The following is a 21,293-nucleotide window of genomic DNA, read 5'->3' as shown; positions in this document are numbered from 1 at the left end:
CTTTCGTCACGCGAGGAGTTCGGCGAGCTTCGCCTCCAGCAACTCGCCCACGAGCGCCGGGTTGGCCTTGCCGCCGGTCTGCTTCATCACCTGGCCGCGGAGGAAGCCCTTGACGGCCTCGGGCTTCTTCTTGCCCTTCTTGATGTCCTCGATCGCCTGGGGGTTGGCGGCGAGGGCCGCGTCGACGGCGGCGGCGATGGCCCCGCTGTCGGAGACCATCTTGTAGCCCCCCAGCTCGATGACCGTCTCGGCCGGGTCGCCGGTCTCGATCATCCGGCCCAGGACCTCGCGGCCCTGGTTGGTGTTCAGCTCGCCGCGCTTGACGCGGTTGATCAGGTCGGCCAGGGCGTCGGGGCGGACGGGGAAGTCGGCGATCGCCTGCTTCTTGTCCTTGATCGACCGCAGCACGTCCTGCTGGATCCAGTTGCTGGCCAGCTTGTACTCGCTGGTGTCCCTGGCGACGGCGTCGAAGTAGTCGGCCACGTCGTCGCCCTGTTCGACGAGCACGTTGGCGTCGTACGGCGAGAGGCCGTAGGCGGTCTGGAATCGCTCGCGACGCGCCCCGGGGAGTTCGCCGATGGACGCGCGGACGCGGGCCAGCCACTCCTCGTCGACGACGACGGGGACGAGGTCGGGCTCGGGGAAGTAGCGGTAGTCGGCCGCCGTCTCCTTCTCGCGCTGGGGCTTGGTGACCTCCTCGGCGTCGTTCCAGCCCCGCGTGGTCTTGGGCGAGTCCTTGATGGTGAGGCCGTCCTCCAGCCACTTCTTGTACTGGCGCTCGGTCTCGTAGTTGAGGGCCTTCTCGACGGCGCGGAAGCTGTTGAGGTTCTTGATCTCGACGATCGGCGTGGCGATCGTCTTTCCGTCCTTGTGGATGTGCAGGTTGACGTTGGCGTCGCAGCGGAGCGAGCCTTCCTGCATCTCGCAGTCGGAGACGCCGAGGGAGCGGAGGGTCAGCTTCAACTCCTCCAGGCAGCCGCGGGCGTCGGCCGCCGAGCGGATCTCGGGCTCGCCGACGATCTCCATCAGCGGGATGCCGGCGCGGTTGAGGTCGACCTCGGAGTAGTCGCCGACGCCGTGCGTGAGCTTCCCCGTGTCCTCTTCCAGGTGGACGCGGGTCAGCGCGCATCGGGAGCCGCCGCCGCCGTCCTTGCGCGCGGGGATGTCGAGCCAGCCGCCGGTGGAGAACGGCAGGTCGTACTGGCTGATCTGGTAGTTCTTGGGGAGGTCGGGGTAGTAGTAGTTCTTGCGGTCCCACTTCGTGAACGGCGTGATCTCGGCGCCGAGCGCCACGGCCGTCTTGAGGGCCAGCTCGAACGCCTTCCGGTTCATGACCGGCAGGGTCCCGGGCATGCCGAGCGAGACCGGGTCCGTCTGCGTGTTCGGCGGCAGGCCGAACTCGGTGCCGCACCACGAGAACATCTTGCTCTCGGTCTGCAGCTGGACGTGGATTTCGAGGCCGATGACGACGTCGTAGGGATGGCTCATGGAAGGGGGACCCGCCGGGCTTTCTCGATGCGGATAAGGCGTTCGTGCGAGGCGAATGATTTGTGCTGGACGATCAATCGGGGTCGCTCGCCGCGGCCGCGGGAGGCTTCCGCTCGGCCCATGCGGCGTCGATCGTCGTCTCCAGCGTCTCGGTGACGTCTTCCTCGTCGTCGTTGACGCGGAAGTTGGAGTAGAGCTGATCCTCGTCCTCGATGCTCCGGATGACCAGGCCGACGTGCCAGGTCGCGTAAGGGTCGCCGGCCTCGGTGAAGCTCGCGCGAAGCCGGTCCAGGATGTCCGAGTACCAGCGAGAGTCGTCGAACTTCCTGGTCGTTCCGAGGATCAGGCTGATCCGGCCGGTGCGCTCGTTCCAGGCGCCGACCAGGGCGAAATCCGTCCGTTCCAGACCCTGGGATGCGAGGTACGCCGCGATCTCTCGGGCGATCCTCCGGAGCGTCGGTCTCATATATGTTTTAACAGCCACGCCAGCACTCCGTTCTCGGGTTCGTCGAGCGCCTCATCGATCTCCGCCGCGGCTTCCAGGGAGAGTTCCTCCCTGGGCTGGTACCGCAGGTCGTTCAATCCTTCGCGGCTGGCCTCCACGAGGGTATCCCAATTCAGCCTGACGAGCGAGCTTGAAGGGTCTTGCATCTCAAGCCACGCTCCCGTGAAGACCAGGAGTTCGGCGAGGTTGTGCGACTTGCAGGCGGCCGGCAGGCTCGGGAGATTGAGGCGCTTGCAGATCACGACCTTGACCAGGATCTCCAGCGAATAGAGCCGGAGCGCGGCTGCCGTCGAGTGGAAGCCCAGGTCCCGCATCGCCTTCGCCTCCTGCTCCCGTTCGACCCACGCCGTTTGCAGATGGACGAGGGTCGTCTCGATCAGGCCGTGCGGGGCCCGTCCCCTGGGACCGCTCATGCCCCGATCGCCGGCCGCTTCGTGTGCCAGTCGGTCGCGCGCTCGAAGACGCGGGCGGTGCGGAGGAGGTTCTCCTCGGCGAACGCGGGCGCCAAAAGCTGCAGGCCGATCGGCAGGTTCGACTTCGTGAGGCCGCAGGGAAGGCTCAGGCCGGGGATGCCGGCGAGGTTCGCCGTGATCGTGTAGATGTCCGACAGGTACATCGCCAGCGGGTCGGCCGTGCGCTCGCCCAGCTTGAAGGCCGGCGAGGGGGACGTGGGGCCGAGGATCACGTCGACGTCCTGGAACGCCGCGTCGAAGTCGTTGCGGATGAGGCGGCGGACCTTGAGCGCCTGGTTGTAATACTGGTCGGCGTAGCCGGCCGAGAGGCAGAACGTCCCCAGCATGATCCGCCGCTTGACCTCGGCGCCGAACCCCTCGGCGCGGCTGGCCATCATCATGCGGACGAGCGGGTGCAGGGCGTCCTCGCCGGGGTATTTGGGGGACCAGTCCTCGGCGCGGTGGCCGAAGATGGTGCCGTCGTAGCGAGAGAGGTTGCTGGAGCACTCGGCGGGGGCGACGATGTAGTACGCCGGCACGCCGTACTTGGAGTTCGGCAGCGACACATCCTTGATCGTCGCGCCGGCCTTCTCGTAGACCCGGATCGCCTCGCGGACGGCGGCCTCGACCTCGGGGTCGAGCCCCTCGCCGAAGAACTCGCGGGCGACGCCGATCCGCAGCGACTCGGGCTTCCGGTCCAGCGTCGCGACGTAGTCGGGGACCGGGCGGTCGACGCTGGTGGCGTCGCGCTCGTCGCGGCCCGAGATGACCCGGAGCAGAAGCGCGGCGTCGGCCAGGTCGTGGGCGAACGGGCCGATCTGGTCGAGCGAGCTGGCGAAGGCGATGAGGCCGTAGCGGCTGACGCGGCCGTAGGTGGGCTTGAGCCCGACCAGCCCGCAGACGGCGGCCGGTTGGCGGATCGAGCCGCCGGTGTCGGTGCCGAGCGACAGCGGGGCGAGGTCGGCGGCGACGGCCGCGGCCGAGCCGCCCGAGGACCCGCCGGGGATCCGCTCCTCGTCCCACGGGTTCAGGGTCGGCCCATACGCGCTGTTCTCGGTGGACGAGCCCATGGCGAACTCGTCCATGTTCGTCTTGCCGAAGAGGATCGCGCCGGCCTCGCGGAGCTTGACGATCGCGGTGGCGTCGTACGGGGGCCGGAAGTCCTTGAGCATCCGGCTGCCGCAGGTGGTCGGCTCCTTCTCGACGCAGAGCACGTCCTTGATCGCCACGGGGACGCCGGCGAGCGGGCCCACCGGCTCGCCGGCGGCGCGCCGGGCGTCCACGGCGCGGGCCTGGTCGAGGACGTGGTCGGGGTCGAGGTGGACGAACACGTTGAGCCGCTTGAGGGCGTCGGCCCGGTCGAGGTACCCCCGGACGAGTTCCTCGCTGCGGACCTCCCCGGCGTTCAGCTGGGCGAGCAGGGTCGCGGCGGTGGCGTCTTTCAGCAGGTCGGCGTTCATGGGGGCGGGATCTCGGATCGGCTCGGGCGTTCGGGTCGGTCAGGTCAGTCGAGGACGGCGGGGACGAGGAAGCTCTCGGCGTTCCGCTTGGGGGCGTTGGCGAGCGCGGCCTCGCGGGGGAGGGCTTCGCCGCGGACGTCGTCGCGGAAGACGTTGCGGACCTCGACGCCGTGGGCCAGCGGCTCGACGCCCGTGGTGTCGGGCTCCTGGAGCTGGGCGACGTAGTCGACGATCGCGTTGAGCTGGCCGGTGAACGTCTGCAGCTCCTCGGGGCTCAGGCGCAGCCGCGCCAGCACGGCGACCTTCGCCACTTCTTCGGTGGACAGCGACATCGTCCGGATCACTCCTCGTTCCGACGTTCGTACGCGGCCGGGCCCGCCAGGGGGCCGGCGCACCGGGCCAGTCTGACAGATCCGGCTCCGGCCTTCAAGGCGCGGGGACGCCGCCGCGCGGCCGGGGCGGTCCGCCCGGAATCCCGGCGGGCCCGCGGCCGAGGCATTCGGCGTCCGGCGGCCTGCGTCGCCCCGACCGGGGTGGTGCCGGCCGCTCCGATCCCCCATAATGGGCCGTCGAAAGGGGGCGCCGAACCGTTCGTTTCTCGCGAGGGTGAGGGCCAGGAGGAAGACCGGGACCGCCATCAGCGGGAAAGCACGCGCGCCATGCACGACATCGACCTGATCCTGACCCTGACCGCGGGCCTGGCCGTCGCGCTGGTGCTCGGCTACATCACCTTCAGGCTCCGGCTCTCGCCGATCGTCGGTTACCTCCTGGCGGGGATCGTCCTAGGGCCGTCGACGCCGGGTTTCCACGCCGACCAGGGGATGGCGGACCAGCTCGCCGAGATCGGCGTAATTCTGCTGATGTTCGGCGTCGGGCTCCAGTTCCACCTCAAGGAGCTGCTGGCCGTCAAGCGCGTGGCGATTCCCGGGGCGATCGGCCAGAGCCTGGTCGCGACCCTGCTGGGGACGCTGCTGGGCCATTTCTACGGATGGGGGTGGTCGGCGGGCCTGGTCTTCGGCATGGCGATCTCGGTCGCGAGCACCGTCGTCCTGGTGCGGGTCCTGGCCGACAACGGCGACCTCCACACCCAGACGGGGCACATCGCCGTGGGCTGGCTGGTGGTGGAAGACCTGTTCACGGTGTTCGTCCTGGTCATGCTCCCGGTCCTCTTCGGCCCCGGGGCGACCGGCGCGGGGGCGATCGCGGCCGCCGTGGGGATCGCGACGGTCAAGGTCGGGGTGATGATCGCGCTGACGTTCATCGTCGGGGAGCGTGTGATCCCCTGGGTGCTCGACAAGGCGGCGGCGACCCGCTCCCGCGAGCTTTTCACGCTCACCGTGCTGGTGACGGCGCTGGGCATCGCGGTGGCGGCGGCCAAGCTGTTCGACGTCTCCATGGCCCTCGGCGCGTTCCTCGCCGGCATGGTGGTGGGGCGTTCGCAGTTCTCGCTCCGCGCGGCGACCGAGGCCCTGCCCATGCGGGACGCCTTCGCGGTCCTCTTCTTCGTGTCGGTCGGCATGCTGTTCAACCCCCACTCACTGCTGGAGACCCCCGGCCTGATCCTCGCGACGTTGGGGGTGATCCTGGTGGGCAAGCCGCTCGCGGCCTGGATGATCGTCCATTTCATGGGCTATCCGCTGCGGGCGGCGGTCTCGGTCGGCACCGTGCTGGCGCAGATTGGCGAATTCTCGTTCATCCTGGCCTCGGGCGGCAAGGCCCTGGGGATCATCGACGATCAGGCGACGAACGTGCTGATCGCCGCCGCGATCATCACGATCACGCTCAATCCCATCCTCTATCGCCTGATCGGCCCGGTGGAGGGGCTCCTCAAGCGCTTCATGAAGGACCCGGAACCGATCGAGAACCGCGTGCATCACGACGAGGAGGACCCGGAAGCGTCGGGTCGCCATCGGGTCGTCGTGATCGGCTACGGGCCGGTGGGCAAGACCCTCTCGCGGCTGCTGCGCGACAACCGGATCGACCCCGTGGTCGTCGAGCTGAACATGGACACCGTCCGCCGCCTGGAGGACGACGGCGTGCGGGCGCTCTACGGCGACGCCATGCATCGCGAGGTTCTCGAGCACGCCGGGGTCGACAAGGCCGTGGGCCTGATCCTCAGCAGCTCGACCATGCACGGCGGCAAGGAGACGATCCGGCTCGCCCGCGACATCAACCCCGACGTCTTCATCCTCGCCCGCACCACCTACCTCCGCGAGGTCGCCGAGATGCGGGAGGCGGGGGCCGACAGCGTCTTCTCGGGCGAGGGCGAAGTGGCCCTGGCGATGACCGAGTCGCTCCTCCACCGCCTCGGCGCCACGCCCGACCAGGTCGACCGCGAGCGAGCCCGCGTCCACGCCGAGTTCTCCGCCATGACCGACCCCGGCGACGAGTCCCGGCCGCCCGCGGCGGGCGAGGCCGCGAGCCCCGACCCGACGCCGGCCGCCGGTCCCGTCGAGGGCGCCCCCGAGATGACCTCGGCCCGTCGCGAGAACCCGCTGGGCGAGTGACGACGGTCAGGCGATCGCCGTCGCCGATCGCTCCGGCAGCCCCTGATTCCGCGGGGTGTAGGCCAGAGTCGGGTCGCCGCGGCGGAGGTCCACGGAGCTGTCGATCGCCTCGTTGCCGTGGGTCGAAAGCACCCGTCGGAAGTGCCGGGCGTGGTGGCGGGCGTAGACGCCCAGGAGGAACCTCGCGTAGGAGTCCGTGGCCGTCCCCTTGAAGTTCTCGGCGCCGACGGCCACCCGGGAGAGCCCCAGCCCGGCGTCGGCCGCGCGGTCCTGCATCCAGCGCAGGGCGATGTCGGAGAGCCTGCGGTCCTCGTAGCCGCCCCCCACGTCGGAATGGGCCCCGGCGAACCAGCGCTGCTCGACCTCCTGGCCCGGCTTCTCCTTCGGGTCCCAGAGGGCCGCGTCGTAGTCCCGCCGATGCTCGTCGAGCGCCAGGGCGTGGTAGGCCCGCTGGACGATGGCGCTCAGCTCGGTGTCGTGGAACTGGTAGAACTCCGCGTTCAGCCGGTTCGCCAGCTCCAGGGGGATCCCCAGCGCGCCGACGGTGTCCCACACGCCCAGGAACCGGATCGTGATCTCCCGCGCGAACCGTTCGCGAAAGCGTCGGGCTCGCGACGAATCGGGCCCGTCCCCCCGGGTCCGATAGAGCAGGTAGGCGGCGGCCGCCGCCGCCCCGGCGAAGCGCCGCCCGACCAGGCCGCTGTTGCGGATCATCCCCACGAGACTGCGTGCGGTGTACGCCCCCCGGCTGAACCCGACGATGTAGACCTCGTCGCCGTCGTCGTACAGGTCGACGAGCCGCCGGTAGCCTTCCCGGATGTTGTCGTCGAGCCCGGCGCCCAGCACGCCGCCGGTGATCTTGTCCCACCGCCCCGTCCCCACGCCGGGGAAGTACGCCTTCTCCTGCGAAACGCCGTCCGGACCTGCCGGCGCGACCGAGTCGTGGAACCGGCGGACGTTCGTCTCCACCCGCCTGGCCGGGTCGACCCCGTCGTCGGCCGGGACGTTCCAGGTTCCGTCGAAGCAGAGGACGATGCGCTTCATCGATGGGCCCCCGAGATCCGGCCGGCCCCCCTCGCGAAGCCTCCGCCGGAAACGTCCCGGACGGGCGTCGATCGCAGGGCGGGCCCGCGACATTTTAAGGCGGTCGGCGTGGGAAAGCAATCATTTGCGGTGGATTCCGAAGGGCCCGGGCATCCTCCCCGGCGGCCCGCCCGCGCCGATTTGACGCCCGCCCCCGCGAGTTTCTAAGATGGCCCGGGCCCGCAGGCGGCAGAGCGACGGCCGGGATTCTTCTCTTCGAGGGTGGGGCGGATACATGGCGATCGAAGGACCGGTGGCGATCATCTTGGCGGCCGGCCAGGGCAAGCGGATGAAGTCCGAGCGGGCGAAGGTGCTGCACGAGGTCTGCGGCCGGCCGATGATCAGCTACGTCGTCGACGCGGCCCGCGGCGCCGGCGCGAAGACCATCATCGTGGTCGTCGGCTACGCGGCCGATCAGCTCTACGAGGCGCTCGACGGCGAGCCCGACATCCGCTTCGCCGTCCAGGCCGAACAGCTCGGCACGGGCCACGCGGTGAAGGTCTGCCGGCCCCTGTTGGAAGGCTACGAGGGGCCGATCCTGGTCCTGGTCGGCGACGAGCCGTTGCTCCGCCCCGAGCCGCTGGCCGACCTCCTCGACCGCCAGGCCCACGAGAGGGCCGCCTGCCTGCTGGGGACCGCCGAGGTCGACGACCCCACCGGTTTCGGCCGCATACTCCGCGACTCCGCCGGGCGGTTCCTCCGCATCGTCGAGGAGCGCGACTGCGCCGCCGAGGAGAAGGCCATCCGCGAGGTCAACCCGAGCTGCTACGTCTTCGAGCTGCCCGTCCTCTGGGACGCCCTGGAGCAGATCGGCACCAGCAACGCCCAGGGCGAATACTACCTGACCGACGCCCCCGAGCAGCTCAACCACATGGGCCGCAAGGTCGTCGCCCTCAACGTCCTCTCGGCCCACGACATCCTCGGCGTCAACACCCGCCAGCACCTGGCCCAGGCCGCCGAGATCATGCAGTCCCGGATCCAGGACCACTGGATGACCGAGGGGGTCTCGATCGTCGACCCCCGCAACACCTACATCGACGGCCGCGCCGTCCTCGGCCGCGACACCGTCGTCCGGCCGTTCACCGTCATCGACGGCGCGGTGATGGTGGGCGTCGGCTGCAAGCTCGGCCCGTTCGCCCACCTCCGCCCCGGCACCGAGCTGGCCGACGGCGTGGAAGTCGGCGCGTTCGTCGAGGTCAACCGCTCGACCCTCGGCGCCGGCACCGTCGCCCGCCACCTGGCCTACCTGGGCGACGCCCGCGTCGGCGAGAACGTCAACTTCGGCTGCGGCGCCGTCACCGCGAACTTCGACGGCGAGGTCAAGCACCCCACCACGATCGGCGACGACGCCCGCATCGGCTCGGGCGCGGTCCTGATCGCCCCCGTCGAGGTCGGCCGGGGAGCCGTCGTCGGCGCCGGGGCCGTCGTCACCAAGAACCAGGACGTCCCCCCCGGCGCGACCGTCGTCGGCGTCCCGGCCCGCCGGCTGGAATCCTGAGCGACCCGGCTCCCGTCAGCTGCTCGCCGTACGCTGCCGCCCGAACGGGCAGAGGTCGAGGACCACGCACCTGTCGCACTTCGGCCCGTGATGGAGGCCGTCCGTCTGGTTGCGGAGCCGGTTGTCAGCAACCCGGTCCGTCACAGGCCGGGATCGTCACTGGTCCGACCGTGTGAATTTCTCCTATGCTGGACGAGGATCGTGAGAGCGGTCGTTCAACCGCCGGGGGGCGTCGCCATGTGGCAAGAGCGTATCGCGGTCGACCCGGCCGTCCTGGTCGGCAAGCCGGTCATCAAGGGCACCAGGCTGGCGGTCGAATTCCTGCTCGACCTGATGGCCGAAGGGTGGCCGGTCGAGCAGATCCTCGACAACTACCCGCAGCTGACCGCCGACGACCTCCGGGCGGCCCTGCACTACGCCGCCGACTCGCTGAAACGGGAGCGGGTCTACCCGCTTGCGGTCTGATATGGCCAGGATGCTCGCCAAGGAGAACGTGCCAGGAGCTGTCGTGGCGGCCTTGAATGAGGACGGACATGACGTCACCTTGATGAGAGGTGTTGTCGCAGCCTTCGTCGAAGGCCGGATCGTTCTGACCTTCGACAAGGACTTCGGCGAGCTTGCCTTCCGTCTAGGCCAGCGGGCGACCCCCGGCGTGATCCTGCTCCGCCCCCGGCTGCGTTCGCCCGACTACCTCGTTCGCTTCACTCGGGCCGTGCTCGCCCAGGGACATACCTGGCAGGGGCACTTCGCCGTCGCCGAGGAAGGCCGCCTGCGGCTCATCCCTCTGCCGGCTTGACCAATCTCGCCTGCCCGAACGGGCAGAGGTCGAGGACCACGCACTTCTCGCACTTCGGCTTTGCGTGCAGGCAGACCTTCTGGCCGTGGAGCATCAGGGCCTCGTGGTTGTCGTAGACCTGCTGGGCCGACCAGTCGGGCGGGAGCTGGGCTTCGAGCAGGGCGTGGGCGGGGCCGACGGCGACGTTCGCGGGGATCAGGCCGAGCCGCGCGGCGACGCGATGGTGGTGGCTGTCGACCGGCAGGGCGGGCATCCGCAACCGGCTGAACAGCAAGGTCGCGGCGCTCGTCTTGGGGCCGACGCCGGGGAGGTCTTCGAGCCATTCGCGGGCCTCGATCACCGGCCAGTCGGCGAGGAAATCGAGCGACAGCTCCCCCTCGCGACGGACGGCGATGGCCCGCAGGACCTGCTGGATCCTCGGCGCCTTCTGCTCCGGCCAGGTGCAGGGGGCGACGCACGCCTCGACCTCGGCCGTCGGCGCGTCGCGCACCTGCTCCCACGTCGGGAACCGGGCCCGCAGCTGCTTGAACGCCCGGCCCGAGTCCGCGTTGCGCGTCCGGTGGGAGAGCAGCGACGAGACCATCTCACTCAGCGGGTCGAAGTCGTGGAAGTACGGGATCGGGCACCCGTACTCCGCGCAGAGGCGGTCGTGGACGAGCATCGCGAGGGCTCGGACGTCGTCCGAGACGGCGGGGGTCTTCGTGGGCATGGGGCCGCTCCCGGCCGACGGCCCGACGGCCGCGGGCGACGATTCGGCCGGCTTGAGCGGTTGCAAAGGTCGTGCCGGGCGTAGCGAGCGGGCGCCGTCACGCTGGGTCGTTGAGCCGGCCGTAGAGGTCGACGTAACGCGCGAACAGCTCGTCATAGGCCGAGGCGTTCTCGGGATTGGGCTCGACGACCTTCTCGATGGCGACCATCGCCTTCGCGGCCTCGTCGAAGTCCTGGTAGACGCCGGCGGCGACGGCGGCGGTCATGGCGGAGCCGAGGGCGCAGGATTCCCCCTCGCGGGTGAGGTGGATGGGCTTCTGGAGGACGTCGGCGTGGATCTGGAGCCAGAGCGGGGACTTGGCGCCGCCGCCGCCGATGAAGACGCGCTCGACGTTCAGGCCGTGGGCCGAGGCGTCGTCGAGGATGTGTCGCGTCCCCATCGCGGTCGCTTCATAGAGGGCGCGGAACACGTGGCCGGGGCCGTGGGCCAGCGACAGGCCGACGATCGCGCCGCGGGCCTGCGGATTCTTGTACGGCGAGCGGTTCCCCTGCCAGTCCTCGCGGACCACGAGCCCTTCGGCGCCGGGGGGGACGGCGGCGGCCTTCTCATCGAGGATCGTGTAGACGTTGACGCCCTTCGCGTCGGCCTCGGCCTGCTCGCGGCCGGCGAAGTGGCGACGATACCAGTCCAGGATCGAGCCGGTGGCGGTCTGGCCGGCCTCGATCGTGTAGAGGCCCTCGACCGTGGCGTCGGGGTAGCAGCCGCCGGCCCCCGAGCCGAAGACCCCCTCGCGGGTCTGCGCCAGGTGGCAGGTGCTGGAGCCGACGATCAGCGCCACGTCGCCGTCGCCCGTCGCCCCCAGGCCGAGCATGCCCAGGTAGGCGTCGATCCCCCCCTGCGCGACGGGCGTGCCGGCCTTGAGGCCCAGCTCCTCGGCCGCCTTCGCGGAGAGGACGGCGTCCCCCTTGCCCAGCGGGACGATCGCCTCGGGCCACTTGGCGGGGAGGTCGTGCAGGCCGACGGCCGCGATCATGGCGAGCGGCCAGCCGCCGTCGGGCCGGGCGTAGTTCCACTTCACCGCCAGGTGGTTCAGCGAGAGCGTCCAGCCGCCGGTCAGGCGGTGCATCATCCAGTCGGTGCACTCGACGATCCGCCCGGCGCGGTCGAAGGTCTCGGGCTCGTTCCGCTTCAGCCAGAGGGCCTTGGGGAGCATCCATTCGGGCGAGACCCGGCCGGAGACGTAGCGGAGCACCGGGTCGCCCGTCGCGCTGATCTCGTCGGCCTCGCGGTAGGACCGCTGGTCCATCCAGAGCAAGGCGGGGCGCAGGGGCTCGCCGTCCAGGTCGCAGGCGACGACCGTGCAGGCCGTGCAGTCCAGGCCGATCGCGACGACCTGGTCGGGATCGACGCCCCCCTTGGCGATCGCGGCGCGGGTCGCGGACCTCGCGGCGGCCCACCAGTCGCGGGGCTGCTGCTCGGCCCAGCTCGGCTTCGGGTAGGTCGTCTCGATCGGCTCGACGCCGTAGGCGACGGTCTTGCCGTTCAGGTCCACCAGGGCGGCCCGCAGGCTCTGGGTGCCGACGTCGAGGCCCAGGACGATGGGTGGCTTGCTGCTCATGGGAGGGGTCTCGTCCTCGAGGGAGGGGGGACGGGCGATCGGGATTCGGGATCAGAACTGACGACGGCTGTCGAGCAGGAACGTCACGGGGCCGTCGTTGATCAGGGCGACCTGCATGTCGGCCCGGAAGACGCCGGTGGCGACCTGCAGGCCGGCCTCGGCGACGCGCCTCGCGAAGTCCAGGTAGAGCGCCTCGGCGGTCGTGGGGTCGGCGGCGTCGGAGAAGCCGGGGCGCCTTCCGGCGCGGCAGTCGGCCATGACGGTGAACTGGCTGACGACCAGCACGCCGCCGCCGACGTCCCGGACGCTGAGGTTCATTTTGCCGGCGTCGTCTTCGAAGGCCCGGAGGTTCGCGACCTTGTCGGCCAGTCGGGCGACGTCCTCGGCGCCGTCGTCCTTGCCGACCCCCAGCAGCACCAGCCACCCCCGGCCGATCGCGCTGACGACTTCCCCTTCGACCTCGACCGAGGCTCGCGACACGCGTTGCAGGACGGCTCGCATCCGACGTCGGCTCCTTCGCACGTTTTCCAAACGTCGGACATCTTAGCCGTCGCCAGGGCCGCGCGGTAGGGAGTGCGGCCGGGGGGGATGGAATCGTCCGGGACGACGGTCCGGAGCCGCTCGTTCCGGGTGGCCGGGCGGGCGTCGAGGTGATAACCTTTGGGGCGTCGGCAGGGCGGCGGGCGTCGCCGCGAGCCGCTCCGGCCGCAGGATCCTCGACGCGATGCGGGGCCGAGGCGGGCCCGGGATGCGAGAGGCGGACGGATGGACGAGCCGATCTGGGACGACGAGGCGCGCGATGAGCTTCGCGAGAGGATCCGGTCGGTCGTCCTCGGCGAGCTTCGCCTGGCGAAGAACGGACGATCGGACATCATCCAGACGTGTCGCGAGGTCTATCTTCCGGACGAATGCCCCGAAGACGAGCGGGATTCGTTCCTCGATTTCGCGGAAGAAGAATTCGATCGGCTCGCGGACTCGTTGAGCGCCGAGGCCGCCGGTTGGCCGGTCGAGACGGATTGCGACCGCCTGGACCGCGTGGAGGCGAAGCTCTGGGAGCGGGGGGTTCTCCTGTGGCAGGCCTCCCCCTGCTGCGATTCCTGCACTTCCAGCGAGATCCTCGACCGGATCGCCGAGGTGGGCCGCCGACGCCCCGAACCCGCCGATGGGGTCCGAGGCTTCGCCTTCTTCATCGACCAGAACCTCCCCGAGAGCCTGGCCGAAGGCACCCGCCTCGACCTGTTCCTGGGATACGGCTGGATCTCGCCCGACGGCGTCGCGGCCGACCCGCCGGACTATCAACGGAATGCGATCGGCATCGCCCAGGAGGTTTGCGAAGTCCTGCGGTTCGAGGGATTCGAGCCCGATTGGGGGGGCGATATCGCCTCGAAGATCGGCGTGGCGGTAAACTGGCAGCGCCGCAGCCCGTTGGAGTAGCGTCGGCACTCCGGAGCGGCGGGCGGGAGGATGGCCGTCGATGGGCGGCATCTTGCGGCAGGGTCGAGGAGGCGGGATTTGGTAGACGCGTCGAAACCGCAACGGCTCCGGGTCGGGGTCGTCGGCCTGGGCCGCCTCTGGGAGAGTCGCCACAAGCCCTCGCTGCTGCGCCTCCGCGACCGCTTCCGGATCACGGCCCTCTACGACCAGGTCGCCCGCCGGGCCGAGATCGAGGCGGCCCAACTCGGCTGCGCCGCCTCCGAAGGGCTCACGAGCCTGATCGAGCGGCCCGACGTCGACGTCGTCTACCTCCTCTCCCCCCAGTGGTTCGGCCTGCACCCGGCGCACCTGGCCTGCGAGGCCGGCAAGCCCGTCTACTGCGCCGTGCCGCTCTCGGGCGACCTGGCGGAGTTGGAGCGTCTCGCGGCGAGGGTGGAGGCGACCGGCGGCGTGTTCATGCCCGAGTTCGCCCGCCGCTGCTATCCGGCCACGCTCCGGCTCCAGGAACTGCTGGCGACGAAGTTGGGGCAGCCCCGGCTGGTGGTCGGCCATTCCCGCCTCGCCGGCTTCGACCGCTACGCCCAGCCGGGCCCGACGACGCAGGTCGTCCCCGTCCCGCTGTCGATCGACCCGGGGAGCTATCTCCTGGACTGGTGCGCGTTCATCCTGCGGGGGCTGCCGACCTCGATCGCCTCGTCCCGGGCGCTCGTCCTGCCGGCGCGCGGCGACGCCCCGGACTTCGAGAGCTTCCACGCGGCCTTTCCGGGCGGCGCGACGGCCCAAATCTCCTACGGCCGATATCATCGCGAGGAGTGGGGAGAGGCCGTCAAGTTCCTGCCCCCGGCGGGCCTGCAGGTCTTCGCCGAGCGCGGGGCGGCCTGGCTGGAGCCCCCCGACCGGATCCAGTGGTGGGACGCCGAGGGGGCGCACGAGGAACGCCTCGCCGCCGAGCCCTCCGTGGGCGACGTGCTCAACGAGCAGTTCCACCGTCTGGTGCACACGGGCCGCTCGCTGGCCCCGACGATCCGCGACGCCCTGGAGATCGCCCGCCTCGTGCACGACCTGGACCGCAGCCAGGCCGCGGGCATCGTCGTCGAGCGCGGCGGCCGGCCCCAGGCCCCGCACGCCCCTTCGAGCTAGGACGCCCGACGTGCCCAAGGAGATCGACACCCCCCGCGATCGTCGGCCGAGGCTCGCCACGGCGGCGGCGGCCGTCGTCGGCCTGCTGCTGGTCTGGCAGGCGGCCCTGGCGTCGTCGGCGACGTATGACGAGACCACCTACCTGAACGCCGGCTCGCGATGGTGGCGCGAGGGGGACCGCGTCGGCGTCACCCGCATGGGCTCCCCGAACCTCTTCTGGAAGATCCAGCTCGCGCCCGCCTTCGCGACGCTCGACCTCCTCGGCAAGGGGGACCTGATCGCCGACCAGCCCCGCCGCCAGGCCGAGCTGCTCCCGCTGGCACGCATCGGCGCATCGTGGATCTGGCTGGCGGGGTTCGGCCTCGTCGCCTGGTGGGCGCGACGGTTGAACGGCCCGTGGGCCATAGCCTTCGCCGTCTGGCTCTACGCCCTGAGCCCTAACCTGATCGCGCACGGGGCGCTCGTCACGATGGAGATGCCGGTCACGGTCGCGACCGTCGCGTTGTTCCTGGCCTTCCACGCCTTCCTGACGACCGGCCGGCGTCGCTGGTTCTGGACCTCGGCGACGCTCGCCGGGCTGGCCTTCGCGTGCAAGTTCACGGTGGTCCTCTATCCGCCGATCCTCGGCCTGGTCTGGTGGCTCGACGGGATGTCGCGCGACGAGGACCTCGCCGCTCGACTGCGACGGACGGGCCGGGTCGCGATCGGGATGGCGGGTTACGTCGCGGTGCTGCTGGCGAGTGACTTCGCCCTGACGGGCTTCGCCGTGCTGCCGTTGAGTCCCGCGACCGGCGAGCATCCCAGCGTGGCGAGGTTCGGGGCGCTGAGCCCGCTCGTCGCCCGGCTTTACGAGACGCCGATTCCCCAGGACTGGGTGGGCTTCGCCGGACAGGTGAGGCACCAGGCTTCGGGCGGGCCTGGCTACCTGCTGGGCGAGCGAAAGCTCGGCGGCTGGCGGTCGTACTACCTGATCGCGGCGGCCGTGAAGGTTCCGCTCGTCTTCTGGCTCCTGGTCGCGTGCCGGCTGCGGCTCGACGGCGTGAAGGGCTGCCTGGCGAACGCCCCGGATCGGATGCTCCTCCAGGCGATGCTGCTGTTCCTGGCCGTGGCCTCCGCCGGCTCGTCGCGGAACTACGGCGTCCGCTACCTGCTGCCGATGGCCCCGCTGGCGATCGTCTGGGTCTCGCGGCTGGCGCGTGCGGAGGGCGTCGAGGGGGCCGGGCTTCCCCGACTCGGCCGAACCCGGCGGGCGATCCTGGTCGTCGGCCTGCTCGGCCAGGCGGTCGCCGTGGCGAGCGTCCATCCCGACGAGCTGACCTACTTCAACGCGATCGCCGGCGGTCGCGTCGGCGGCCGGCGCATCCTGGCGGACTCGAACCTCGACTGGGGCCAGGGCCTGCGCTCGCTGGCCCGCCTCCAGCGCGAGCGGCCCGAGTTCCGCGACCTCACGCTCTACTACTTCGGCGACGTCGACCCGGCGTTCTACGGCGTCGTCGGCGACCTGCACGTGATCAACGCCGACGAGGACCGGCCCCCCTTGCCTCGCGTCGAGGACGCGACCACGCGGTACGTCGCCGTCTCGGCCTCGCTCCAGCACGGCCCCTGGGGGCCGGACGATTTCTTCCGGTCGCTCGATGGCGCGGAGGCCGCCGCCTGGACCGAGGACACGACCATCGTCGTCTATCGGGCGGCAGAGGCGCGACGGGCCGCGCCTCCGGGCTGACATAGGCCCTCGGCGTGCGAAAATCGCGAATTCGGACCGAAAAGTCTTGAACGCGCCGCGCCGCCGGCATAGCGTCGAGCGGCGGGGAATGGCCGGCAAGCGATCCGATTCGGGGGCTCGCATGGTCGAGAAGGATGCGGACTCGATGCGGGAGACGCTCGCGGGCTTGGCCGACGGCCTGGCATGCCCCCGGTGCAGGCTCGTCCTGGCCTGGCGGGACGATCGGGGGCGATGCTCGCGATGCGAGCGATTCGTCCCGGCCCTCGGGGGCACCCTGCCGAATTTCACGGACGCCGAGGACGCGTCGGCGGCGGCGATCCTCGCGCTGCCGGACGGCGCGATCGGCCGGGCCGTGCGGGCGGTGCAGGCCCTGCGGGCGGGCGAATCGCCGCTTCCCGAAGACCTCGCCAAGCTACAGGAGTTCAGGATCGTCGATGCGTCCGGGGCCCTCACCGCGATGGGCCGCGCGGTCTCGTATCACGTCGCCGAATTCCGACGGCAGGCGGAGGGAGGAGCCCCGGCGCGACTCCTCGAACTGCTCCGCGAGAACGGCCTCGGCCCGGGCTCGCGCATCCTCGACGTCGGCGGGGGCGCGGGGCAGACGCTCCGGCGGATGGGGCCCGTCCCCGGGGGCGAGCGGGTCTGCCTGGACCTCGACCTGACCACCCTGGCCTTCGGCCGACGCTGGGCCTCCGACGAGGGAGAGGACGTGCGCTTCGTCGCCGCGACGGCCCACGAGCTGCCTTTCCGGGACGCGCGCTTCAGTCACGTGATCTGCCGCGTCGGCCTGAACTACATGCACCAGGCGACCGCGCTGGCCGAGATGGTGCGGGTGCTGGAGCCGGGGGGCGTCCTCTGCCTGACGACCGAGGGGCCGGGCTTCGACCTCGGCCTGATCGCGCGGTCCCGGGGGCCTCGGGAGCTGGCCGGCCGTCTCGTCGACGCGGCTTATGGGAGCCTTCTCGGCCTCACAGGTCGCCAGCCCGCGCCCGGGGGCCGGTCGCATTGCGGGCGGTCCTTCTCGACGGCCGGCCGGCTGAGGCGGCAGCTGCGCCGGCTCCGCTGCGACGTCCTCCGGTTGGCGGCGACGCGCCGACGGGTCGGCCTGCCGGTCGGCTTCGAGTGCCTCGCGGTGCGACGCGACGGGGGGCCGCCCGGGAAGGCCTGACGCCCTCAGATCAATAGATGTCGCGCCCGCGGGAGAGGCGGTCTTCGAGGCCGTCGGCGGCGGCGGCGATGCGGCGGAGGACGTCGGCGGCGTCGAGGTGGGGGAGGAGTTCGACGGGGAGGTTCTCGACGAAGACGAAGTACTCCTCGCCGCGGAGGACGCGGATGGCGAAGCAGCCGTCGATCATCCGGGCGTTGAGCTTCAGGAGGATCCGGCAGTCGCGCTCGACGACCGGGCCGCAGACGGAGACGAAGGCGACGAGCGCGCGGCGCTCGGCGTCGATCCCCGCCGGCCCGACGTAGACGGCCTGGCGGCGGTCGCCGCCGAGGATCACGGTGGTCCGCCAGCCCCGGCCCGAGGGGGCCAGGGGGGACCCGGAGCGGTGCAGGAACACATGAATGGCGCGGGCGACGTCGGGGTCGGCCGGCTCGGGGGCCTCGTACGGGCCCAGGGCGTCGGCCCCCGCGTCGGCGTCGGGCTGCGCGCCGCCGATCGGCAGCCCGCAGCCCACGCAGAAGCGGTCCGTCCCGAAGTTCGCCGACGTGCAGCGTGCGCAGACGATCGTGACGGAGGACGGCATCGGTCGGGGCCCCTCGGGGTTACTTCGCGCCCGCGTCGAGCGTGCCGATCAGCTCGTCGAACTTGGGGGCGATCGACTTCATGGTCTTGTCCGGCCCGACCATCTTGAGGAAGTAGCCGAACTTGTCGGTGACGACGATCGCCCCCAGCAGGCGGGCGTCCGGGCGGTCGGGCTCGGCGGGCATGCCGGGGAAGGCCGTGGGGTGGTAGTGGCCGGAGATCTCCACGCGGGAGGCCTCCATGCCCTTGGCCTGGACCTTCTTCGTCTCGACCTTGGGGGGCTTGCCGTCGGCGCCCTTGAACTGCTTCTGCCAGCGCTCGACGTTGGCGTCGACCGAGCCGGCGCCGCCGGGGAAGACGTAGACGACCAGGTCGGCCGGGAAGTCGTCGCCTTCGACCGGGTCCACCCGGAGCTGCGCGGCGCGCATCTGGGAGGAGGTGGGCATCTTCTTCCAGCTCGCCGGGGCCTGGAACGTCAGGCCGCGGGCGTCGATGGTCTGCTTGGGGTCGTCGGCCCCGAGCAGGAGCGCGACCGCGGCCAGGCCGGCCGTCAGGGTGGACCACCGTCGAAACGCCGCGGAACGTACGTGATTCATGTCTCGGCCTCGCTGTTCGGTTCACGCCTGTCGGGGGCTCCGCAGGTTGCGACGCCCCGGGAATGCGAATACGCTGGCCTGGCCCCCGGTCCTCGACTTTCATCGACCCCCGAATCGCCAAGGAGCGCCGTCATGACTCGGATCGCGATCGCCCGGACCTGCACGTTCCTGATCCTCGCCGCGGGCTTCTGCCCCGCGGCGACGGCCCAGAAGAAGGCCCCGGACGGAGCCAAGGTGCTGTTGCTCTCCGGCGGCCAGCGGCAGCATCACGGTTACCGCGATCAGGCATTCTACCTCAGCGCGGCGCTGGAAGACACCGGCCGCTACGAAGTCACTCAGACCGAGGAGGCCGCCGTCCTGGAGACCCCCGCGCTCGCCAAGTACGACCTGGTCATCGGCCTCTCGGACCGCCGCGACCCCGAGTTCAAGATGACGAAGGCCCAGCAGCAGGCCCTCTTCGCCTACGTCCGCGGGGGCGGCGGCTACGTCTCCATCCACGGCGCCGACAACGCCCCGGCCGACTGGGAGCCCGAGTGGAAGCCGATGCTCGGCGCGGTCTTCTCCCACTTCGGCCTCCCCGACGGCAAGGTCCGCAAGGGGGAGTACACCGTCCGGATCGTCGACTCGGCGAACCCGGTCGCGAAGGGCTTGCAGGACTTCACGCTCAAGGACGAGCTGTACTACCACCTCCAGGCCGAGCCCGACCTCAAGCCCCTGGCCGTGGTCGAGTACGAAGGGGCCGACTGGCCCGTCGCCTGGACCCGCACCTACGGCGAGGGCCGGGTCTTCCACACCGTCTTCGGCCACCGCGACTTCGGCCCCGACAAGGACGACCCGCTGCGGAACCCCGGATTCGGCAAGCTCGTCCTCCAGGGGATCGACTGGGTGGCGGCCAATAAAAGGTCGGCCCCTCGCGAATAATCGCGGAACGGGCGCGTCCGTCGCGACGGGGGCGGGCGACGTGGGACTTCACCGCGTCCCCCCTTCGCGACGCCGCCTCGACCGCCGCGTCCTGGTCGGGAGACTTTCCGTCCCCGAGACGCCGGCGCCGGGTCGAATCCGAAGGATGGTCACATGGGCATCTGGAAAGGCCTGAAGCGAGCCGCGCGGTCGATCGTCGAGGGGCGAGGCGCGGGATCCTACCTGGCGGGCGGTCGCAAGCTCGCCTGCCCCCACTGCGGGGGCGACCGGTTCTCGGAGGGGCGGACGCTGATGAATACGCCCGGCATGTCGTTCGCGAATCTCGACTGGGCCGACAGGCGGGCGACGACCCTGATGTGCGAACGGTGCGGGCTGGTCCAGTGGTTCGGCCTCGAACCGCAGCGTCTCCCGGAGAAGCTCCGCGATCCGGAAGACTGGCCGGAAGGCTGACGAGACCCGCGGGATTTCCTGATAGGATGGGCGGGAGTGAGGCCCCCCCGCGTGGGGGGCGCGGAGCGGGCCGAGCCCAGACGATCGCCAAACCGGAGGCATTCATGGAATCCAGGGAATCGACGATCTCGAGGCGGAACTTCGTTCGGGCCGGGGCCGCCCTCGGCGGCGCGGCGGCCCTGTCGACGCCCGCTCGGGCCGACGACGACGCGGCGACCGGCCCCATGCCTCAGGTCGTCCTGGGGCGGACCGGGGCGAAGGTGTCGAAGATGGGGATCGGCTGCGCCTACTTCAACCGAGGCAAGGTCAAGGCCGACGACGTGGAGGCCACGATCCGCCGCGCCCTGGATCTGGGGATCAATTATCTCGACACCGCGCCCGCCTACGGCACGGCCCAGGAGAAGATGGGCCCCGCGCTCTCGGACAAGGAAGTCCGCGACAAGGTCTTCCTCGTCACCAAGACGCCCGACGCCACCTACGAGGGGACCTGGAAGTCGCTGCGGGCGAGCCTCAAGACGCTCCAGACCGACCGCGTGGACCTGGTCCACCTGCACAACTTCGGCGACGCCAACGTCTGGGGCGACGACAAGATGGTCTTCGGCGACAAGGGGGCGATGGGCGCCCTGCGCGAGGCCAAGAAGGAGGGGCTCGTCCGCTTCATCGGCGCGAGCGGCCACCTGCACCCCACCCGCTTCCACGTCGCGATGGACTCGGGCGAGATCGACGTCTTGATGAACGCCGTCAACTTCATCGTCCGCCACAACTACGACTTCGAGCACAAGGTCTGGGCCCGCGCCCGGCACATGAACCTGGGCCTCGTCGCCATGAAGGTCCTCGGCGGCGCGAAGGGCTCCGACGCCGGCTTCAAGATGGACGACGCCCACTACGACCGCGCCGTGCGCTACGCGCTCTCCATCCCCGGCCTCGCCGTCGCCGTCATCGGCGTCGACGGGATCGCCGAGCTGGAGAAGGCCGCCGCCGCCGTCGCCTCGTACAAGCCCTTCTCGCCCGAGGAGGAGCAGGAGGTCGCCCGGCTGGGCCTGCAACTGGCCGCCTCCCCCGAGTGGAAGACGGCCTACGGCGACCCGCTGACCTGAGCGGGTCGAGCGATTCGCGCTCAAACAGGCGTCGCGGGCTCCGCGACGATTGCGACGGCGCCTCGCCGG

At 70.8% G+C, this 21,293-nt stretch carries 22 protein-coding genes; 11 read left to right on the top strand and 11 right to left on the bottom strand.

Annotated features, from left to right (window positions below; genetic code table 11):
- Nucleotides 1-6: 6 nt before the first annotated feature.
- From gatB to gatC, 5 genes are all read right to left on the bottom strand, one after another.
- Nucleotides 7-1,488, bottom strand: coding sequence for an Asp-tRNA(Asn)/Glu-tRNA(Gln) amidotransferase subunit GatB (gatB, locus tag G6O68_RS04545; protein ID WP_165245269.1), 1,482 nt, complete (start codon nucleotides 1,486-1,488; stop codon nucleotides 7-9).
- 73 nt (nucleotides 1,489-1,561) lie between these two features.
- A complete protein-coding gene (locus G6O68_RS04540) occupies nucleotides 1,562-1,954 on the bottom strand; it encodes a hypothetical protein (protein ID WP_165245267.1) in 393 nt (130 codons plus the stop codon).
- Complete coding sequence (locus tag G6O68_RS04535) at nucleotides 1,951-2,406, bottom strand: hypothetical protein (RefSeq protein ID WP_165245264.1); 456 nt, start codon at nucleotides 2,404-2,406, stop codon at nucleotides 1,951-1,953. Before G6O68_RS04535 ends, G6O68_RS04540 begins: the two co-directional genes overlap by 4 nt.
- The gene (gene gatA, locus G6O68_RS04530) at nucleotides 2,403-3,905 is read right to left on the bottom strand and encodes an Asp-tRNA(Asn)/Glu-tRNA(Gln) amidotransferase subunit GatA (RefSeq protein ID WP_165245262.1); all 1,503 of its coding nucleotides are present in this window, start codon (nucleotides 3,903-3,905) and stop codon (nucleotides 2,403-2,405) included. The genes G6O68_RS04535 and gatA overlap by 4 nt, the downstream gene beginning before the upstream one ends.
- A gap of 44 nt (nucleotides 3,906-3,949) precedes the next feature.
- Nucleotides 3,950-4,237 (bottom strand): Asp-tRNA(Asn)/Glu-tRNA(Gln) amidotransferase subunit GatC, encoded by a 288-nt coding sequence (gene gatC / locus G6O68_RS04525; RefSeq protein WP_165245260.1) that lies wholly within the window; start codon nucleotides 4,235-4,237, stop codon nucleotides 3,950-3,952.
- A 327-nt stretch (nucleotides 4,238-4,564) separates the two neighbouring features.
- On the opposite strand from gatC, the gene G6O68_RS04520 reads away from it, so the two are divergent.
- Nucleotides 4,565-6,412 carry a cation:proton antiporter gene (locus G6O68_RS04520; RefSeq protein ID WP_165245258.1) on the top strand — a complete coding sequence of 616 codons (1,848 nt, stop codon included), beginning with the start codon at nucleotides 4,565-4,567 and terminating at the stop codon, nucleotides 6,410-6,412.
- Nucleotides 6,413-6,418: 6 nt separating this feature from the next.
- Here the strand turns inward: G6O68_RS04520 and G6O68_RS04515 are convergent, their stop codons facing one another.
- Nucleotides 6,419-7,456 (bottom strand): DUF2235 domain-containing protein, encoded by a 1,038-nt coding sequence (locus tag G6O68_RS04515; protein ID WP_165245256.1) that lies wholly within the window; start codon nucleotides 7,454-7,456, stop codon nucleotides 6,419-6,421.
- A 274-nt stretch (nucleotides 7,457-7,730) separates the two neighbouring features.
- Between G6O68_RS04515 and G6O68_RS33175 the strand changes: the two genes are divergently transcribed.
- From G6O68_RS33175 to G6O68_RS04500, 3 genes are all read left to right on the top strand, one after another.
- The gene (locus tag G6O68_RS33175) at nucleotides 7,731-8,993 is read left to right on the top strand and encodes a bifunctional UDP-N-acetylglucosamine diphosphorylase/glucosamine-1-phosphate N-acetyltransferase GlmU (protein ID WP_165245254.1); all 1,263 of its coding nucleotides are present in this window, start codon (nucleotides 7,731-7,733) and stop codon (nucleotides 8,991-8,993) included.
- Nucleotides 8,994-9,230: 237 nt separating this feature from the next.
- Nucleotides 9,231-9,458, top strand: coding sequence for a DUF433 domain-containing protein (locus tag G6O68_RS04505; RefSeq protein WP_165245252.1), 228 nt, complete (start codon nucleotides 9,231-9,233; stop codon nucleotides 9,456-9,458).
- Between the two features lies 1 nt (nucleotide 9,459).
- Nucleotides 9,460-9,789 (top strand): DUF5615 family PIN-like protein, encoded by a 330-nt coding sequence (locus G6O68_RS04500; protein WP_315852127.1) that lies wholly within the window; start codon nucleotides 9,460-9,462, stop codon nucleotides 9,787-9,789.
- Here the strand turns inward: G6O68_RS04500 and G6O68_RS04495 are convergent.
- The 3 genes from G6O68_RS04495 to dtd form a co-directional block, all read right to left on the bottom strand.
- Nucleotides 9,770-10,498 carry an endonuclease III domain-containing protein gene (locus G6O68_RS04495; protein ID WP_206108012.1) on the bottom strand — a complete coding sequence of 243 codons (729 nt, stop codon included), beginning with the start codon at nucleotides 10,496-10,498 and terminating at the stop codon, nucleotides 9,770-9,772. The two genes, G6O68_RS04500 and G6O68_RS04495, sit on opposite strands and share 20 nt — an antisense overlap.
- Before the next feature lie 97 nt (nucleotides 10,499-10,595).
- Entirely contained in the window at nucleotides 10,596-12,116 is a 1,521-nt protein-coding gene (locus G6O68_RS04490) for an FGGY-family carbohydrate kinase (RefSeq protein WP_165245248.1), read from the bottom strand.
- Nucleotides 12,117-12,167: 51 nt separating this feature from the next.
- A complete protein-coding gene (gene dtd, locus G6O68_RS04485) occupies nucleotides 12,168-12,617 on the bottom strand; it encodes a D-aminoacyl-tRNA deacylase (protein WP_165245246.1) in 450 nt (149 codons plus the stop codon).
- Nucleotides 12,618-12,881: 264 nt separating this feature from the next.
- Between dtd and G6O68_RS04480 the strand changes: the two genes are divergently transcribed.
- From G6O68_RS04480 to G6O68_RS04465, 4 genes are all read left to right on the top strand, one after another.
- The gene (locus tag G6O68_RS04480; protein WP_165245244.1) at nucleotides 12,882-13,550 is read left to right on the top strand and encodes a DUF6891 domain-containing protein; all 669 of its coding nucleotides are present in this window, start codon (nucleotides 12,882-12,884) and stop codon (nucleotides 13,548-13,550) included.
- Nucleotides 13,551-13,628: 78 nt separating this feature from the next.
- Nucleotides 13,629-14,690, top strand: a complete 1,062-nt coding sequence (locus tag G6O68_RS04475) for a Gfo/Idh/MocA family protein (protein WP_240911033.1) — start codon at nucleotides 13,629-13,631, stop codon at nucleotides 14,688-14,690.
- A gap of 10 nt (nucleotides 14,691-14,700) precedes the next feature.
- Nucleotides 14,701-16,413 (top strand): ArnT family glycosyltransferase, encoded by a 1,713-nt coding sequence (locus G6O68_RS04470; RefSeq protein WP_165245240.1) that lies wholly within the window; start codon nucleotides 14,701-14,703, stop codon nucleotides 16,411-16,413.
- A gap of 145 nt (nucleotides 16,414-16,558) precedes the next feature.
- On the top strand, nucleotides 16,559-17,581 hold the full coding sequence (locus G6O68_RS04465; protein WP_165245238.1) for a class I SAM-dependent methyltransferase: 1,023 nt from the start codon (nucleotides 16,559-16,561) through the stop codon (nucleotides 17,579-17,581).
- 10 nt (nucleotides 17,582-17,591) lie between these two features.
- Here G6O68_RS04465 and G6O68_RS04460 read toward each other — a convergent pair whose 3' ends face one another.
- Both G6O68_RS04460 and G6O68_RS04455 read right to left on the bottom strand, forming a co-directional pair.
- Nucleotides 17,592-18,161 carry a YbjN domain-containing protein gene (locus tag G6O68_RS04460; RefSeq protein ID WP_165245236.1) on the bottom strand — a complete coding sequence of 190 codons (570 nt, stop codon included), beginning with the start codon at nucleotides 18,159-18,161 and terminating at the stop codon, nucleotides 17,592-17,594.
- 19 nt (nucleotides 18,162-18,180) lie between these two features.
- Nucleotides 18,181-18,756: a hypothetical protein gene (locus tag G6O68_RS04455; RefSeq protein ID WP_165245234.1), complete on the bottom strand. Its 576-nt coding sequence runs from the start codon at nucleotides 18,754-18,756 to the stop codon at nucleotides 18,181-18,183.
- Nucleotides 18,757-18,888: 132 nt separating this feature from the next.
- On the opposite strand from G6O68_RS04455, the gene G6O68_RS04450 reads away from it, so the two are divergent.
- The 3 genes from G6O68_RS04450 (at nucleotide 18,889) to G6O68_RS04440 (ending at nucleotide 21,224) form a co-directional block, all read left to right on the top strand.
- Nucleotides 18,889-19,677, top strand: coding sequence for a ThuA domain-containing protein (locus G6O68_RS04450; protein ID WP_165245232.1), 789 nt, complete (start codon nucleotides 18,889-18,891; stop codon nucleotides 19,675-19,677).
- A gap of 153 nt (nucleotides 19,678-19,830) precedes the next feature.
- Nucleotides 19,831-20,127, top strand: coding sequence for a hypothetical protein (locus G6O68_RS04445; protein WP_165245230.1), 297 nt, complete (start codon nucleotides 19,831-19,833; stop codon nucleotides 20,125-20,127).
- 104 nt (nucleotides 20,128-20,231) lie between these two features.
- Entirely contained in the window at nucleotides 20,232-21,224 is a 993-nt protein-coding gene (locus tag G6O68_RS04440) for an aldo/keto reductase (RefSeq protein ID WP_165245228.1), read from the top strand.
- Nucleotides 21,225-21,293 lie beyond the last annotated feature (69 nt).

The organism is Paludisphaera soli, from assembly GCF_011064595.1.
Lineage (GTDB): Bacteria > Planctomycetota > Planctomycetia > Isosphaerales > Isosphaeraceae > Paludisphaera > Paludisphaera soli.
This window is presented reverse-complemented; position numbering and strand designations above follow the sequence as displayed.

Excerpts from the sequence above, each read along its gene's own strand:
- gatB (WP_165245269.1), bottom strand. The coding sequence starts at position 1,488 with ATGAGCCATCCCTACGACGTCGTCATCGGCCTCGAAATCCACGTCCAG.
- G6O68_RS04540 (WP_165245267.1), bottom strand. The coding sequence starts at position 1,954 with ATGAGACCGACGCTCCGGAGGATCGCCCGAGAGATCGCGGCGTACCTC.
- G6O68_RS04535 (WP_165245264.1), bottom strand. The coding sequence starts at position 2,406 with ATGAGCGGTCCCAGGGGACGGGCCCCGCACGGCCTGATCGAGACGACC.
- gatA (WP_165245262.1), bottom strand. The coding sequence starts at position 3,905 with ATGAACGCCGACCTGCTGAAAGACGCCACCGCCGCGACCCTGCTCGCC.
- gatC (WP_165245260.1), bottom strand. The coding sequence starts at position 4,237 with ATGTCGCTGTCCACCGAAGAAGTGGCGAAGGTCGCCGTGCTGGCGCGG.
- G6O68_RS04520 (WP_165245258.1), top strand. The coding sequence starts at position 4,565 with ATGCACGACATCGACCTGATCCTGACCCTGACCGCGGGCCTGGCCGTC.
- G6O68_RS04515 (WP_165245256.1), bottom strand. The coding sequence starts at position 7,456 with ATGAAGCGCATCGTCCTCTGCTTCGACGGAACCTGGAACGTCCCGGCC.
- G6O68_RS33175 (WP_165245254.1), top strand. The coding sequence starts at position 7,731 with ATGGCGATCGAAGGACCGGTGGCGATCATCTTGGCGGCCGGCCAGGGC.
- G6O68_RS04505 (WP_165245252.1), top strand. The coding sequence starts at position 9,231 with ATGTGGCAAGAGCGTATCGCGGTCGACCCGGCCGTCCTGGTCGGCAAG.
- G6O68_RS04500 (WP_315852127.1), top strand. The coding sequence starts at position 9,460 with ATGGCCAGGATGCTCGCCAAGGAGAACGTGCCAGGAGCTGTCGTGGCG.
- G6O68_RS04495 (WP_206108012.1), bottom strand. The coding sequence starts at position 10,498 with ATGCCCACGAAGACCCCCGCCGTCTCGGACGACGTCCGAGCCCTCGCG.
- G6O68_RS04490 (WP_165245248.1), bottom strand. The coding sequence starts at position 12,116 with ATGAGCAGCAAGCCACCCATCGTCCTGGGCCTCGACGTCGGCACCCAG.
- dtd (WP_165245246.1), bottom strand. The coding sequence starts at position 12,617 with ATGCGAGCCGTCCTGCAACGCGTGTCGCGAGCCTCGGTCGAGGTCGAA.
- G6O68_RS04480 (WP_165245244.1), top strand. The coding sequence starts at position 12,882 with ATGGACGAGCCGATCTGGGACGACGAGGCGCGCGATGAGCTTCGCGAG.
- G6O68_RS04465 (WP_165245238.1), top strand. The coding sequence starts at position 16,559 with ATGCGGGAGACGCTCGCGGGCTTGGCCGACGGCCTGGCATGCCCCCGG.
- G6O68_RS04460 (WP_165245236.1), bottom strand. The coding sequence starts at position 18,161 with ATGCCGTCCTCCGTCACGATCGTCTGCGCACGCTGCACGTCGGCGAAC.
- G6O68_RS04455 (WP_165245234.1), bottom strand. The coding sequence starts at position 18,756 with ATGAATCACGTACGTTCCGCGGCGTTTCGACGGTGGTCCACCCTGACG.
- G6O68_RS04450 (WP_165245232.1), top strand. The coding sequence starts at position 18,889 with ATGACTCGGATCGCGATCGCCCGGACCTGCACGTTCCTGATCCTCGCC.
- G6O68_RS04445 (WP_165245230.1), top strand. The coding sequence starts at position 19,831 with ATGGGCATCTGGAAAGGCCTGAAGCGAGCCGCGCGGTCGATCGTCGAG.
- G6O68_RS04440 (WP_165245228.1), top strand. The coding sequence starts at position 20,232 with ATGGAATCCAGGGAATCGACGATCTCGAGGCGGAACTTCGTTCGGGCC.